This is a genomic window from Pseudomonas sp. FeS53a (assembly GCF_000931385.1).
Classification (GTDB): domain Bacteria; phylum Pseudomonadota; class Gammaproteobacteria; order Pseudomonadales; family Pseudomonadaceae; genus Metapseudomonas; species Metapseudomonas otitidis.
Genome location: NZ_JYFT01000022.1, coordinates 29,160 through 42,348, shown reverse-complemented (window position 1 = coordinate 42,348; position 13,189 = coordinate 29,160). Strand labels below are relative to the sequence as shown.

Below are 13,189 nucleotides of genomic sequence, written 5' to 3'. Positions count from 1 at the left end.
AAGCTGGCGTCAGTAATTTGGCTTATTCAGATTCGCTATTGGGTATATGCCAAAGTATTGACCAATTGCCTGCCATCCTAAACAATTGCCTACGTAATGTCACTTTGATATTCGCAGCTATTTAAGATAGTTCTGACAGAAGGATCAGGACTGACTTGGGTCACGGATTTCTGCTCGCTGTTTGAGCAAGGTTGACGCCAATTCCCTGACGGAATCTTGCCCGGACAGAAACCCACCGAATTTCCATGAAAGGATGCCTTTCCATGCGTCTGCGCTTTGTTACCGCCTTGCCCTTTGCCCTTGTCGCCAGCTTTCCCCTGCACGCGCAGACCCTGCAGGAGGCCATGCAGCGTGCGATCGAGTACCACCCGGAAGTCCAGGCCGGGGTGAATGCCCGCCTGTCGGCTGACTATCAGTTGAAGGCTGCGAAGGGCGGCTACCTGCCGCGTGTGGACGTGGTGGCCGGCTATGGCCGCGAAGGCAGCGACAACACCACCACCCGTGGCCAGGGTGACCACTGGCGGACCATGACTCGTGGCGAGTCGGCCCTGACCCTGCAGCAGATGGTGTTCGACGGCTTCGCCACCTCCAGCGAAGTGGCGCGCCAGCAGGCCACCGTGAATTCCCGTGCCTACTCGCTGCTGGGCACCTCCGAGCGCACCGCGCTGGACGTGGCGCAGGTGTACATCGAGGTGATCAAGCGCCAGGAGATGGTTCGCCTGGCCGAGGAGAACCTGAAGAGCCACCAGCGCATCTATGACCAGATCACCCTGCGCAGCACCCGTGGGGTAGGGCGCCTGGCCGACCAGGACCAGGCCGAGGCGCGCCTGGCCCAGGCCCGCAACAACCTGATCACCGAGCAGACCAACCTGGCCGATGCCCGCACCAACTACTTCAGCGTGGTGGGCACCGACCCGCTCGAACTGACCGAGCCGTCCGGCCTGCCGGGCCAGCTGCCCGCCGACCTGGCCGAGGCCCGTCGCGCCCTGCTGGAAAACAGCCCGATCCTGCGTTCGGCCGAGTCCGACGTGGCCGCTGCGGAGAAGCAGTACGACGCCGCCAAGTCCACCTTCTACCCGCGCTTCGATGCCGAGCTGCGCCGTGGCGCCGACAACGACCTGGACGGCCAGAACGGCCACGTCAACGAATGGCAGGCCATGCTGCGCATGCGCTACAACCTGTTCGCCGGCGGCAGCAACAAGGCCGACCTGGAGTCCAAGTCCTACCAGGTGAACCAGGCCCTGGACATCCGCAACAACGCCCTGCGCGTGCTCAACGAAGACCTGGGCCTGTCCTGGAACGCCCTGGCCAACGCCCGCGAGCAGATGCCCATCGCCCAGCAGTACGTGGACTACAGCAGCCGCGTGCGCGAGTCCTACCAGAAGCAGTTCAGCATCGGCGAACGCACCCTGCTGGACCTGCTGGACAGCGAGAACGAGCTGTTCACCGCGTCCCGTCGCCTGGCTGAAATTCGCTACCTGGAGCTGTTTACTCAGTACCGGATCAAAGCCACCATGGGCGAGCTGCTCAAGAGCCAGGGTGTCGTCGCACCGATGGCGAGCGTCGTTCAGAGCGAGCTGAAGCCCGAAGTGAACCTGCCGGGCCTCAACTGAGCAGCGCCCAACCCCCGTACCGTTGAAAAGAGTGTTCCAGCGTGGATCAAGAAGCCAGTCGATTGCCCTTCACCAACGATCCACGCGGACAGCTCGATGACCCCCTGCTCGACAGCCTCCTCAGCCTCTGCCTGCAGCACCAGCGCCCGGCCAGCCGGGCCATGCTCACGGCGGGGCTGCCGCTGCCCGGCCAGCGCCTGACCCCCGAGCTGCTGCCCCGTGCGGCCGCCCGGGCCGGCCTGCAGGGGCGCCTGCTGCAGCGCAAGCTGGAGCAGATCCCGACCATTGCGTTGCCGGCCATGCTGATCCTCAAGGAGGGTCGCTGCGCCGTGCTGCTGGGCTGGGAAGCCAACGGCGATGCACGCCTGCTGCTGAGCGAGAGCGACGGCGGCGAGGTGCGCGCCCCCCGTGAGGCCCTGGCCGAGGACTACGCCGGCCAGGCCTTCTTCGCCCAGCCGCGGCACAAGTTCGACCTCAACCACGGCACGCTGATTCCCCGGGTCAAGCACTGGTTCCGCGACACCCTCAAGCGTTCCCGCTGGCTCTACGTCGACGCGGTGGCGGCCAGCCTGCTGATCAACCTGATCGGCCTCGGCGCGCCGCTGTTCGTCATGAACGTGTACGACCGCGTGGTGCCCAACCAGGCCGCCGCCACCCTGTGGGTGCTGGCCGTGGGCATTTCCGGCGCCTACGTCTTCGACCTGCTGCTCAAGACCATGCGCGGCCTGTGCCTGGACCTGGCGGGCAAGAAGACCGACATGATCATTTCCGCCACGCTGTTCGAGCGCATCGTCGGCATGGCCATGAAGCACCGGCCCGCGCGGGTCGGCAGCTTTGCCCAGAACATCCACGAGTTCCAGACGCTGCGGGACTTCCTCGCCTCGCTGACCATGACCAGCGTCATCGACCTGCCGTTCACGCTGCTGATCCTGCTGGTGATCGGCATCCTCGGCGGGCACCTGGTGTGGGTGCCACTGGTGGCCTTCGTGCTCGCCGGTACCCTCGGCTGGCTGCTGCAGAAACCCCTGGTGGAGACCATGGACCGCACCATGGCGCTCTCCGCCGAGCGCCAGTCCAGCCTGATCGAGACCCTGGCCGGCCTCGACGCGGTGAAGGTCAACAACGCCGAGAGCGAGCGCCAGTACCTCTGGGAGCAGACCATCGGCACCCTGGGCCGCCTCGAACTGCGGGTGAAGATGCTCTCCAGCCTCTCGCTCAACCTGACCCTGCTGATCCAGCAGCTGGCCGGCGTGGTGATGATCGTCGCCGGGGTCTACATGATCATCGCCGGCGACCTCAGCATGGGCGGGCTGATCGCCTGCTACATGCTCAACGGCCGCGCCCTGGGCCCGATGACCCAGCTCTCCGGCCTGATCACCCGCTACCAGCAGGCGCGCCTGACCATGTTCTCGGTCAACCAGATGATGGCGCTGCCCCAGGAACGCCACGAAGACGAGCGGCCGCTGACCCGCCAGGGTCTGCAGGGCGCCATCGAGTTCCGCCAGGTGTCCTTCACCTACCCGAACCAGCAGAACCCGGCGCTGAACACCATCAACCTGATCATCCGCCCTGGCGAGAAGGTCGGCATCGTCGGCCGCAGCGGCTCGGGCAAGAGCTCCCTGGCCAAGCTGATCGTCGGACTCTACCAGGCCGATTCCGGCAGCCTGCTGGTGGACGGCGTGGACGTGCGCCAGCTGGACGTCAGCGACCTGCGCCACAACATCGGCTACGTGCCCCAGGACATCCAGCTGCTGGCCGGCACCCTGCGTGACAACCTGGTGTCCGGCGCCCGCTACGTCGAGGACGAGCTGGTGCTGCAGGCCGCCGAGTTGTCCGGCGTGCACGAATTCGCCCGGCTGCACCCCCAGGGCTACGAGCTGCAGGTGGGCGAGCGTGGCCAGAACCTCTCCGGCGGCCAGCGGCAGAACGTCGCCCTGGCCCGCGCGCTGCTGCTGGATCCACCGATCCTGCTGCTCGACGAGCCCACCAGTTCCATGGACAACACCGGCGAAGAACGCCTGAAACAGCGCCTGGCGGCTGTGGTCGCCAACAAGACCGTGTTGCTGGTCACCCACCGCGCCTCCATGCTGTCCCTGGTGGACCGCCTGGTGATCGTGGACAAGGGGCAGATCATCGCCGACGGTCCGAAGGAAGCCGTGATGGAAGCGCTGAAGAAGGGGCAGATCAGTGTCGCGTAAGTCGATGGGCGAAGGCCTGATGAGCTACTTCAAGGGCCAGGAGAGCCTGGCCGACCAACCCTTGCCGGAGGTCAGCAAGGCCCTGGTGGAGGACGCGCCCCGGGTGGTGCGCCTGACCATCTGGACGCTGATCGGCTTCACCCTGTTCCTCGGGCTCTGGGCGCATTTCGCCGAGATCGACGAGGTGACCCGGGGCGAAGGCAAGGCGATTCCGTCGTCCAAGCTGCAGAAGATCTCCAACCTCGAGGGCGGCATCATCTCCGAGCTGTTCGTCCACGAAGGCCAGGTGGTGGAGGCAGGTGACCCGCTGCTGCGCCTGGATGCCACGCGCTTCCAGTCCAACGTTGGCGAGACCGAGGCCGACCGCGTGGCCATGGCCCTGCGCGTCGAGCGCCTGAGCGCCGAGGTGGAGGGTCGCGAGCTGGTCATCCCCGATGAGCTGCGGCAGAAGGCCCCCGGCCAGGCCGAGAGCGAAGAGGCGCTGTTCCGCAGCCGCCAGCAGCAACTCAGGGACGAAGTGGCCGGGCTGGAGCAGCAGCTGGTGCAGAAGCAGCAGGAGCAGCGCGAATTCGTTTCCAAGCAGGGCCAGTACCGCAACAGCCTGGAGCTGCTGCGCCAGGAGATCGCCATCTCCGAGCCGCTGGTGGCGGAAGGGGCCATCTCCAAGGTGGAGGTGCTGCGCCTGAAGCGTTCCGAAGTGGAGGTGCGTGGCCAGTTGGAGGCCACCAACCTGGCCATTCCCCGGGCCGAGTCGGCCATCAAGGAGGTGGAGCAGAAGGTCGCCGAGACCCGCTCGCGCTTCCGCAGCGAGGCGCTCACCCAGCTCAACGAGGCGCGCACCGACCTGAACAAGGCCGAGGCCACCGGCAAGGCGCTGGAGGACCGGGTCAACCGCACCCTGGTTACCTCGCCGGTGCGGGGCATCGTCAAGCAGCTGCTGGTGAACACCATCGGCGGGGTGATCCAGCCGGGCAGCGACCTGGTGGAGATCGTCCCGCTGGACGACACCCTGCTGGTGGAGGCGCGCATCCGGCCCCAGGACATCGCCTTCCTCCACCCCGGACAGAAGGCCATGGTGAAGTTCACCGCCTACGACTACACCATCTATGGCGGGCTGCAGGCCGACCTGGAGCAGATCGGCGCGGACACCATCACCGACGAGGACGGCAACAGCTTCTACCTGATCAAGCTGCGCACCCGTAAGAGCCACCTGGGCAGCGACGAGAAGCCGTTGCTGATCATCCCCGGCATGGTGGCCTCGGTGGACATCATGACCGGCAAGAAGAGCATCCTCAGCTACCTGCTCAAGCCGATCATCCGTGCCCGCGCCGAGGCATTGCGCGAGCGCTGATTCACAGCTCGGGCAGGCGAGGGTGGACAGCCTGCCGTTCGTCACCTAGGGTCTGCGCGGCTTGCGGCTGCGCAGGCCGAGAAACCCAGGTTCCACCGCGTACGCAGGAGCGCCCATGGACGAATTCATGCAGGCCGCCATCGACGAAGCCCGCCAGGGGCTCGCCGAAGGGGGCATCCCGATCGGTTCGGTGATCGTGCACCGGGGCCGCATCATCGGCCGTGGTCACAACCGTCGCGTGCAAGAGGGCAGCGCCATCCGCCACGGCGAGATGGACGCCTTCGAGAACGCCGGCCGGCAGAGCGCCAGCGTCTACCGCGAGTGCGTGCTGTACACCACGCTGTCACCCTGTTCCATGTGCAGCGGCGCCATCCTGCTCTACGGCATTCCCAAGGTGATCGTCGGCGAAAACCACACCTTCCTCGGCGAAGAGGCGCTGCTGCGCTCACGCGGGGTCGAGGTCGAGGTGCTGCAGGACGCCACCTGCATCCGGTTGATGGAAGACTTCATCGCCGCCCGCCCCGAACTCTGGAACGAGGACATCGGCGAATAGGCGAGCGGATCGCCTGCACGCGCGTTCACGGACGACCCCATGCACAACCCACCACCCGCCTTCGGGGCGGCTGCCCCTGAGCCCTTCCTGCGCCGCAACCGGCCGGCGTTGCGCCGTGCCTGCTATGTCTTCGGGGTGCTGGCGGCCCTGCCGTTCGCCCTGCTGTGCCTGCTGATACCGGGCGGGTCGGGCGTCGGGCTGCTGCTGACCACCGGCGCCTGGCTGGGCATGGCCGGCCTGGTGTGGACGCTGTTCATCGAGCCCGAGGAGGCGGGCGGGCTGGCCAACCTCTTCGCCTTCTGCCTGCTGCTGGCCGGTGAGCTGGCCTTCCTGCCGCTCTCCATTGGCCTCCTCGCCGGTGTCATGCCGGCCGGGCTGTCGGCCTTGCTCGTCTGGCCGCCCCTGGTGGGGCTGCACTACATGGTGCGCATCCTGCTGGCCATGCGCGAGAGCGGCGACGTGTTCGCCCTGCGCCTGCTGGCGGGCCTGGGTGTGGTCATCGCCGTCGGTGGGCCGTTGTACTGGGTGACCCGCGACCAGCCGGCTGCCCAGGTCATTTCCGCCACCCGCCCGGCGGCGGAGATCACCGTGCTGCGGGAGGGCCCGGCTCGCTTCGCCGAGGTCACGGTTGCCCCGTTGCTGGCCGCCGGGTATCGCAGCGTGCACGCGGACGGCCGCACCTACCAGGCCCTGCCACGGGGCGCGCGGCGCTCCGTGCCCTGGGCCGGCGAGCCCTCGCGCTATGTGGTCATCGAGCGCATCAGCCTCATTCCGGATTCCGAGCCTGCCGCCTGGCGCAGCGATGTGGAAGTGCTCGATCAGGCCGAGGACCTGCGCCTGGGCAATCGCCAGGCCTGGGTCGGCGACGGCCGGCCGGTGATCGGCCAGGCGCCCGACGGGTACCCCGAGTTGCGGGATGCGCCTGCCGCCGGCTTCCTGCAGAAGGTGCTGGTCCCGCCGCCGCGCATCAATCTCCCCTGGGGCTACCCGGAGACGCCGTTGAACCTGCATGAACTGCAGCCCGCCACCCTGGTGGACCCGGCCCTGTTCGCCGGGCGCCCGGCCGGCTGTGGTGCGGTCAGCGTGCGCCCCAGCCCCGCCGGCTACAACAACGAGCTGGCGGGCCAGGGCTGGTGGTACCAGCCCGACGCCGCCATACGCCAGGTGGCCTGCCTCGGTGACAGTTACCTGCTGCTCAGCGACTGGCACCTGGGGGGTATCTCCCTCGATCACGTCGACCGTTACGGCCAACTGCTGGGCCAGTACCGCCTGGACCTGAAGGCCACCGACGGCAGCCGCGAGGCCGGCCAGGTGGCGCTGCTCTCGGCGGACAGCCGAGGCGGGCGGCTCTACCTGCGCTTTGGCACGTTGAGCTGGGAGCACCTGAACGCGCGGGCCACCCGCTACGACCGTGAACTGGCCGTGGACTTCACCCTCGGCAGCCGGCCTCTCTACTAGCCATGGACAGCCTCCTGGGCGCGGTCGGCCGCCTGCTGGGCGAACTGCTGGTGGAGGTGCTGCTGCGCTGGGTGCTGTTCGGCGTCGGCCGCGTCGTCCTGCGCCTGGGCACCCTGGGGCGCTATCCCAGGGGCCACTGGCTGGACGATGGCTGGGAGAGCGCCATCACCTGCACGGTGGGACTGTTCGTGCTGCTGGGCGCCGTGGTGACCCTCGGCACGCTCATGCAGTGACCGCTTCCGGCTCCACCTGCGACAGCGGCTTCGCCACGCTCTCCAGCGGCTGCCGCTCGGCCGCCACGCCCCACAACGCCTGGATCACCCCGGCCGCCACCATCAGCCCGGCGCCGATCAGGTAGCCGATGAACACCTGGCTGCGCTCGGCGCTCTCGATCAACTGGCCGAACAGCAGCGGCCCGACGATGCCGCCCAGGCCGGTGCCGAAGGCGTAGAACACGGCGATGGCCAGGGCGCGAACCTCCAGCGGGAAGGTCTCGGCCACCGTCAGGTAGGCCGAGCTGGCGGCCGCCGAGGCGAAGAAGAAGATCACCATCCAGGCAATGGTCTGCTGGGTGGCGTCGAGCATCTGCTGCTGGAACAGGTAGCCGCTCAGGGTCAGCAGCACGCCGGAGAGGATGTAGGTGCTGCTGATCATCACCCGTCGCCCCACATGGTCGAACAGCCGGCCCAGCAGCAGCGGGCCGCAGAAGTTGCCGAGGGCGAAGGGCAGGATGTACCAGCCCACCTGGTCCCCTGGGACGTCGTAGAAGTCCGTCAGCACCAGGGCGTAGGTGAAGAAGATGGCGTTGTAGAAGAACGCCTGGCTGGTGAGCAGGCTGAGGCCCACCAGGGCGCGGCGGCGGTGGCGCACGAACAGGGTGTGCAGCACCTCCGGCAGGGGCGTGTGGTCCCGCCCGCGCAGGCGCATGCGCGGCAGGTGGTCGACGGAGGCGAGTGTGTGCCCCTCGCGGCGGAAGCGCGCCTCGATGGCGTCGATGATGGCCTTTGCTTCGTCCGGGCGGTTATGGATCATCAGCCAGCGCGGGCTTTCCGGCAGCCACAGGCGCATCAGCAGGATCACCAGCCCCAGCGCCGCGCCGATGCCGAAGCACAGGCGCCAGCCCATGTCGCCACCCACCACGTCCGGGTCCAGCAGCACCACCGAACCCACCGCGCCGAGGGCAGCGCCGATCCAGAAGGTGCCGTTGATGCCCAGGTCCACCCAGCCACGGAAGCGGGCCGGGGTGAATTCCTGGATGGTGGAGTTGATGGCCGAGTACTCGCCGCCGATGCCGGCTCCGGTGAGGAAGCGGAACAGCAGGAAGCTCCAGAGGTTCCAGGCGAAGGCGGTGGCGGCCGTGGCAGCGATGTACACCGCGAGGGTGATGAAGAACATCCGTCGGCGACCGATGCGGTCGGTCAGCCAGCCGAAGAACAGTGCCCCCAGCACCGCCCCGGCGATGTACATGCCGCCGGCCAGGCCCACGTCGGTGTTGCTCATGTGCAGGGCCGGGCTGTGCTTGAGGGCGGCGGCCACCGAGCCGGCGAGGGTGACCTCCAGGCCGTCCAGCAGCCAGGTGATGCCCAGCGCCATCACCAGCAGGGTATGGAAGCGCCCCCAGGGCAGGCGGTCGAGCCGCGCCGGCAGGTCGGTGTCGTAGTGGCGGGTTTCGTCGCCGGTGGCGTCCTGGCCTGGACGGGCGTGTGCGGTCAGCGAGGGGCTGTTCATCGCGGGCTCCTTGATCCATGGGGGCCGGCGCCGGGGCTGGCCATGATCTGGAGAGCGCGCGAGGGGGAGGGGAGTTCAGGTTGTCTGCCGGCCGGCACGGGGCTGACCGGCAAACGGGGCTGGCGGGTGGTGGTTCAGAGGTCGCTGAGGATCTTCATCTTCAGGCTCTGGTACTCCGCCTTCGAGAGCTTGCCCGACTCGAACTGCTGCTTGGCATCGGCCATGGCCTTGGCCAGCTTGTCGGCGCTGGCGAAGGCGGTTTGCGGGTTGACCAGCTTGGACAGTCCCTGGAGGGCGCCGATGTCGCCCGTCACTTCGGCGTTGAAGATCGGGATCGTGGTGCTGTCGCTGTCGCCGCTGTAGGAGACGCTGGAGCTCGACTGCGTGGTGCGCTTGCTGGCGCCCGGGGTGGCCGGGTCGAAGAGGGTGTCGAAGCGGGTGAAGCCGAGCCCGCGCTCTTCCATGCCGCGGATGCGGTTCCTCTCGCGCCACTCCTGTTCCTGCTGCTGGCAGTACACGTACAGGGCCCGCGCGCTGACCACTTCCAGGCCGCCGAGTGCCATTGCGCCAGGCTCCGGGCAACCCGGTGTGCGGTGCATCACGCTCACGGCCTTGACAGGCCGGGTGGCGTGGCGGTCCAATGCGCGCCTTTCCGATCCACCCCCTTCCCTCAAGTGGTGAAGCCAATGCCCCGCGCCAGCCAACTCGCCTGACACCGACGACGGTTCGACAAGCCTTGTTGCTGGCCGTGCATTCGCACGCTCACTGAATCCTGCTAGATCACGTCGTCGGTTTTCCCTGTTTCAAGAAGGAGAAGACCATGACGGACCACGTCCGCGTTTCGACGCTCAACCTCGAATTGTTCAAGTACCCGCGCACGCCTCACCTGGAGTCGTCGCGGCTGCAGCTCGGCGACAGCGATGCCGACCAGCTCGCCTACCGTGACCTGGCCGGCTGCCACCTGGTGGTGGAGGAAAAACTCGACGGCGCCAACGCCGCCATCAGCTTCTCGCCCGGCGGCGAGCTGTTGCTGCAATCCCGAGGGCATTACCTGATCGGCGGCAGCCGCGAGCGCCAGTTCGGCCAGTTCAAGCAATGGGCCTGTGCCCACGAAGCCTGGCTGCTGGAGCGCCTGGAAGACCGCTACGTGATGTTCGGCGAGGTGTGCAGCAAGCTGCATTCGGTGTTCTACGACCGGCTGCCGCACCTGTTCCTCGAGTTCGACATCTGGGACCGCACCGAGCAGGCCTTCCTGTCCACCCGTGCGCGGCATGGGCTGCTGGCCGGTGGCCCGGTGCTGTCGGTGCCGGTGCTCCACGAGGGCCCGCCGCCGCCCCGGCTGGCCGACCTGCTGCGGCTGGTCGGTCCCTCCCTGGCGCGTTCGCCCGACTGGCGCGCCAGCTTCGAGCGCACCGTACGGCGCGAAGGGCTGGACCTGGCCCGGGCGCTGGCCAATGGCGACCACTCCGAGCACATGGAGGGGCTGTACCTGAAGATCGAGGACGCTCGGCACACCCTGGGCCGCGCCAAGTGGGTCCGCCCGGATTTCGTCCAGGCGATCCTCGACAGCGGCCTGCACCATTCACGGCAGCCGTACATTCCCAACCTGCTGGCACCGGGCGTTGACCTCTACGCCCCGCAGCCGGTGGTGACCTGGGCCAGCCTGGCTGCCCAAGGAGACTGAAGACCATGGACATGGCAACCCTCAGGGCCCTGGTGCCCAACCCCGGCCAGGCAGCGGACTTCGCCGCCTGCCTGGCGGCCATCCCGTCCCTCGGGCGGCTGGCCGATACCCCGCAGGACCCGCTCTACCATGCCGAGGGCGACGTCTGGATCCACACCCGGATGGTGGTGGACGCGCTGCTGGCCCAGCCGGCCTATGCCGCTGCCGATGCGGACGCGCGCTTCGTGCTGTTCTTCGCCGCGCTGCTGCACGACATCGCCAAGCCCGATACCACGGTGATCGACGAAAGCACCGGCCGTATCGGCCAGCCGGGCCATTCGCGGCGCGGCGCCATCGATGCGCGCATCCTGCTGTGGCGCGCCGGCGTGCCGTTCGAGCTTCGCGAGCGCATCTGCCGGATCATCGCCGTGCACCAGCTGCCGTTCTTCGCCCTCAGCAGCGACCGCAGCGGGCGCCCGGTGGAATTCACCCTGCACCGCCTGTCCTGGGAGCTGCCGTTGTGGATGCTCTGCGCGGTGGCGCGGGCGGACATGCTGGGGCGTGGGTTCGACGGCAAGCAGGCGGTGCTGGACGAGATCGACCTGTTCGAGCAACTGGCGGAGGAGGAGGGCTGCCTGCACGCGCCCAAGGCCTTCGTCGACGAGCACACCCGGGTGCAGTACTTCCGCGGCGCGCGGGTGCTGCCGGACTACCCGCTGCACCGGGCCGTGGAGGGCTCCGAGGTGGTGGTGCTGGCCGGCCTGCCGGCCAGTGGCAAGAACACCTGGCAGGCACGCCACCGCCCCGACCTGCCGGCGGTGTCCTTCGACGACGCCCGCGAGGCACTGGGCCTGCGTCACGGCCAGAACGAAGGGGCCGCTGCGCACTACGCCATCGACCAGGCCCGGGGACTGCTGCGGGCGCGGCGGCCCTTCGTGTGGAATGCCACGCACCTGTCGGCACAGATGCGCAAGAAGACCCTGGACCTGCTCTACGCCTATGACGCGCGGGTGGAGCTGGTCTACCTGGAGCAGCCGGAGGCGGAGATCCTCCGGCGCAATCGCCAGCGCGACAGCAGCCTGCGCAACCAGGACATCGCGCGGATGCTGTTCAAGTGGGAGGTGCCGGTGCCCAGCGAGGCGAACCGGGTGGTCTATCAGGTGGTGTGAGGCTTCACCGATTCCAGTGCCGCCGCCAGGTGCGCCAGCATGGCCTCCCAGCCGGCGCGGGCGTTGTCGGCCTGTTCGCTCCAGCGGGCGTCCAGGTGATGGGTCAGCTGCAGCTCGCAGCCTTCGTCCAGGGCGCTGATGTCCACGTCGACGCGGTCGCGCTCGGCACTGTCCCGGCCGATGCCGAAGGTGAAGGACAGCCGCTGGGGGCGGACCAGTTCGAGGTATTCGCCGACGTGCTCGACCTTCTCGCCGTTACGCAGTTCCACCATCAGCAGGTGGCCACCGGGGCGGGGATCGAGGTCGACGACGCGCATCTCGCCACCGGGCGTGGCGAACAGGAAGCGGCAGGCCAGCGCCGGGTTCAGCCAGGCGCTGTAGACCGCGTCGGCCGATTGTGCAAAGCGTCGGTGAGTGTGGAGGGCGAGGGTCTGGGTGTCCTGCATGGCGGTCTCCTTGCGGTACGCGCGGTTCAGGTCAGGCTGTCGGGGTCGCCGCAGTACATCTGGATGCGCGAGCGCAGCCAGCGTTCCGCCGGGTCGTTGTCCTGGGCGCCGCGCCATGCCATGGATAGCTCGAAGGTGCGGTTGCCGTAGGGCGGGTCCTCCACCCGCAGGCCACCGGCGGCGGTGAGCACGGCTGCGGTGTAGTCCGGCACCACGGCGACCATGTCGGTCCCGGCCAGCAGGGCGCCCAGGCCGTTGAACTGCGGCACCGCCAGCACCACCCGGCGGCTGCGGCCGAGCTTGGCCAGCTCCTCGTCCACGAAGCCGCTGAGGTCACCGGCGTAGGACACCAGGGCGTGGGGGCGCGAGCAGTAGTCCTCCAGGCTCAGGGGGCCAGGGACCGAGTCGGCCCGCAGCAGCTTGGAGCGGGCGCGGCGGATGGTCTTGCGCTTGGCGTTGGCCGGCAGCTCGTCGGTGTAGCTGACGCCCACGGAGATTTCCCCCGAGGCCAGCAGGTTGGGCATCAGTAGGTAGTTGGTGCGGCGCACCACCAGCACCACGCCCGGGGCCTCGGCACGCAGGCGGCGGAGCAGGGCGGGGAGCAGGCCGAACTCCACGTCGTCCGACAGGCCGATGCGGAACACCGCGCTGCTGGTGGCCGGGTCGAAGTCGGCGGCGCGGCTGATGGCGGTGGAGATGGAGTCCAGCGCCGGGGTCAGCAGGGAGAAGATCTCCACCGCCCGCGCCGAGGGCTCCATGCTGCGCCCGGTGCGCACGAACAGCGGGTCGTCGAACAGTGACCGCAGGCGGGCCAGGGCCGCGCTGATGGCGGGCTGGCCAAGGAACAGCTTTTCCGCCGCGCGGGTCACGCTGCGCTCGTGCATGAGCGTCTCGAAGACGATCAGCAGGTTGAGGTCGACTTTGCGCAGGTCGTTCCTGTTCATGCATGGGCTTCCGGAAAAAGTGGGTGAAAAATGAGGCTCCGCGCAGGCGCCGTCAAGCGCCCGCAT

At 68.2% G+C, this 13,189-nt stretch carries 12 protein-coding genes; 8 read left to right on the top strand and 4 right to left on the bottom strand.

The genetic code is table 11. The features are described from left to right. The first annotated feature begins 263 nt into the window (after positions 1-263). The 6 genes from SZ55_RS07740 to SZ55_RS07715 all read left to right on the top strand — a co-directional run bounded on the left by SZ55_RS07740 (position 264) and on the right by SZ55_RS07715 (position 7,406). Positions 264-1,613, top strand: coding sequence for a TolC family outer membrane protein (locus SZ55_RS07740; protein WP_044403740.1), 1,350 nt, complete (start codon positions 264-266; stop codon positions 1,611-1,613). 41 nt (positions 1,614-1,654) lie between these two features. Next, complete coding sequence (locus SZ55_RS07735) at positions 1,655-3,811, top strand: type I secretion system permease/ATPase (protein ID WP_044403738.1); 2,157 nt, start codon at positions 1,655-1,657, stop codon at positions 3,809-3,811. Positions 3,812-3,815: 4 nt separating this feature from the next. Beyond that, a complete protein-coding gene (locus SZ55_RS07730) occupies positions 3,816-5,162 on the top strand; it encodes an HlyD family type I secretion periplasmic adaptor subunit (RefSeq protein WP_044403736.1) in 1,347 nt (448 codons plus the stop codon). A 115-nt stretch (positions 5,163-5,277) separates the two neighbouring features. Beyond that, on the top strand, positions 5,278-5,715 hold the full coding sequence (locus SZ55_RS07725) for a nucleoside deaminase (RefSeq protein WP_044403734.1): 438 nt from the start codon (positions 5,278-5,280) through the stop codon (positions 5,713-5,715). Positions 5,716-5,754: 39 nt separating this feature from the next. Then, positions 5,755-7,173, top strand: coding sequence for a hypothetical protein (locus SZ55_RS07720; RefSeq protein WP_044403732.1), 1,419 nt, complete (start codon positions 5,755-5,757; stop codon positions 7,171-7,173). A gap of 2 nt (positions 7,174-7,175) precedes the next feature. After that, positions 7,176-7,406 carry a hypothetical protein gene (locus SZ55_RS07715; RefSeq protein ID WP_044403730.1) on the top strand — a complete coding sequence of 77 codons (231 nt, stop codon included), beginning with the start codon at positions 7,176-7,178 and terminating at the stop codon, positions 7,404-7,406. Here the strand turns inward: SZ55_RS07715 and SZ55_RS07710 are convergent. Both SZ55_RS07710 and SZ55_RS07705 read right to left on the bottom strand, forming a co-directional pair. Then, on the bottom strand, positions 7,396-8,901 hold the full coding sequence (locus SZ55_RS07710; protein WP_044403728.1) for an MFS transporter: 1,506 nt from the start codon (positions 8,899-8,901) through the stop codon (positions 7,396-7,398). The genes SZ55_RS07715 and SZ55_RS07710 overlap by 11 nt on opposite strands. 134 nt (positions 8,902-9,035) lie before the next feature. Then, positions 9,036-9,464, bottom strand: a complete 429-nt coding sequence (locus SZ55_RS07705; RefSeq protein ID WP_044403725.1) for a hypothetical protein — start codon at positions 9,462-9,464, stop codon at positions 9,036-9,038. A 257-nt stretch (positions 9,465-9,721) separates the two neighbouring features. Between SZ55_RS07705 and SZ55_RS07700 the strand changes: the two genes are divergently transcribed. Next, positions 9,722-10,585, top strand: a complete 864-nt coding sequence (locus SZ55_RS07700; RefSeq protein ID WP_044403724.1) for an RNA ligase family protein — start codon at positions 9,722-9,724, stop codon at positions 10,583-10,585. A 5-nt stretch (positions 10,586-10,590) separates the two neighbouring features. After that, a complete protein-coding gene (locus SZ55_RS07695; RefSeq protein WP_044403722.1) occupies positions 10,591-11,733 on the top strand; it encodes an AAA family ATPase in 1,143 nt (380 codons plus the stop codon). Here the strand turns inward: SZ55_RS07695 and SZ55_RS07690 are convergent. Then, positions 11,721-12,179: an SRPBCC family protein gene (locus SZ55_RS07690; RefSeq protein WP_052807549.1), complete on the bottom strand. Its 459-nt coding sequence runs from the start codon at positions 12,177-12,179 to the stop codon at positions 11,721-11,723. The two genes, SZ55_RS07695 and SZ55_RS07690, sit on opposite strands and share 13 nt — an antisense overlap. 26 nt (positions 12,180-12,205) lie before the next feature. Then, the gene (locus SZ55_RS07685) at positions 12,206-13,123 is read right to left on the bottom strand and encodes a LysR family transcriptional regulator (protein WP_044403720.1); all 918 of its coding nucleotides are present in this window, start codon (positions 13,121-13,123) and stop codon (positions 12,206-12,208) included. Positions 13,124-13,189 lie beyond the last annotated feature (66 nt).

What these genes read in the sequence shown, in the direction of transcription:
- SZ55_RS07740 (WP_044403740.1), top strand. Translation starts at nt 264, where the DNA reads ATGCGTCTGCGCTTTGTTACCGCCTTGCCCTTTGCCCTTGTCGCCAGC.
- SZ55_RS07730 (WP_044403736.1), top strand. Translation starts at nt 3,816, where the DNA reads ATGGGCGAAGGCCTGATGAGCTACTTCAAGGGCCAGGAGAGCCTGGCC.
- SZ55_RS07725 (WP_044403734.1), top strand. Translation starts at nt 5,278, where the DNA reads ATGGACGAATTCATGCAGGCCGCCATCGACGAAGCCCGCCAGGGGCTC.
- SZ55_RS07720 (WP_044403732.1), top strand. Translation starts at nt 5,755, where the DNA reads ATGCACAACCCACCACCCGCCTTCGGGGCGGCTGCCCCTGAGCCCTTC.
- SZ55_RS07715 (WP_044403730.1), top strand. Translation starts at nt 7,176, where the DNA reads ATGGACAGCCTCCTGGGCGCGGTCGGCCGCCTGCTGGGCGAACTGCTG.
- SZ55_RS07710 (WP_044403728.1), bottom strand. Translation starts at nt 8,901, where the DNA reads ATGAACAGCCCCTCGCTGACCGCACACGCCCGTCCAGGCCAGGACGCC.
- SZ55_RS07705 (WP_044403725.1), bottom strand. Translation starts at nt 9,464, where the DNA reads ATGGCACTCGGCGGCCTGGAAGTGGTCAGCGCGCGGGCCCTGTACGTG.
- SZ55_RS07700 (WP_044403724.1), top strand. Translation starts at nt 9,722, where the DNA reads ATGACGGACCACGTCCGCGTTTCGACGCTCAACCTCGAATTGTTCAAG.
- SZ55_RS07695 (WP_044403722.1), top strand. Translation starts at nt 10,591, where the DNA reads ATGGACATGGCAACCCTCAGGGCCCTGGTGCCCAACCCCGGCCAGGCA.
- SZ55_RS07690 (WP_052807549.1), bottom strand. Translation starts at nt 12,179, where the DNA reads ATGCAGGACACCCAGACCCTCGCCCTCCACACTCACCGACGCTTTGCA.
- SZ55_RS07685 (WP_044403720.1), bottom strand. Translation starts at nt 13,123, where the DNA reads ATGAACAGGAACGACCTGCGCAAAGTCGACCTCAACCTGCTGATCGTC.